This is a genomic window from Vogesella mureinivorans, from assembly GCF_007644035.1.
In the GTDB taxonomy this organism is placed as follows: Bacteria; Pseudomonadota; Gammaproteobacteria; order Burkholderiales; family Chromobacteriaceae; genus Vogesella; species Vogesella mureinivorans.
In genome coordinates, this window is record NZ_VMTV02000843.1 from 1 (window position 1) to 681 (window position 681).

Annotated in this window: 1 protein-coding gene; it reads left to right on the plus strand. The window is 48.3% G+C overall.

The features are described from left to right. Positions 1 to 115: 115 nt before the first annotated feature. The coding region (locus FLQ44_RS19885) for a PAS domain-containing protein (protein WP_147695763.1) at positions 116 to 681 on the plus strand (566 nt) is incomplete at its 3' end.

The window sequence follows — 681 nt, forward strand, 5'->3', positions numbered from 1 at the left end:
CCGGCATGGCTGAAGAGCGGGCTTTTTCCCGCCCTGTCGCAGTAATATATAAAGCTACATAAGGAGTAGCCGATAACCATGGCAGTACTTACATTATCCGGGCAATCTGATTCATATGTTTTCACTTAAATATATGTTCTCCCTGAACCTCCAGCGATCAGCCATTTCGTATGACGCAATTTGTCAGAATAAGCCTGTCATTGAGTTCAGTCCGGAGGGGGTGATAAATAAAGCCAGCCCGCTTTTTCTCTCCACTATGGGGTACAGGGCTGATGAAATAATCGGTCACCACCATCGTATATTCTGCCCGCCCTCGCTGGTAAGTTCACCGGAATACAGCCAGTTCTGGCAGCGCCTTGCCAGGGGAGAAAGCTTTAGTGGCAAGTACCTGCGGCTGGCAAAGGGAAATCGTTCCGTATGGCTTGAAGCCAGTTATATCCCCGTTTCTGACAGGCGCGGCCGTGTTATCAGAGTCATTAAAATTGCTGCCGATATTTCTGAGCGCGTGCATTCTGCTCTTGAGCAGGAAGCAGTCGTAAATGCCATAAACCGTTCTATGGCCATCATCACCTTCAATCCTGAAGGGATCGTGCTTGAAGCAAATGAAAATTTCGTCAATGCCACTGGCTATAAGCGGGATGAAATCATAGGTAAGCATCATCGTCTGTTCTGTGCCGAGAC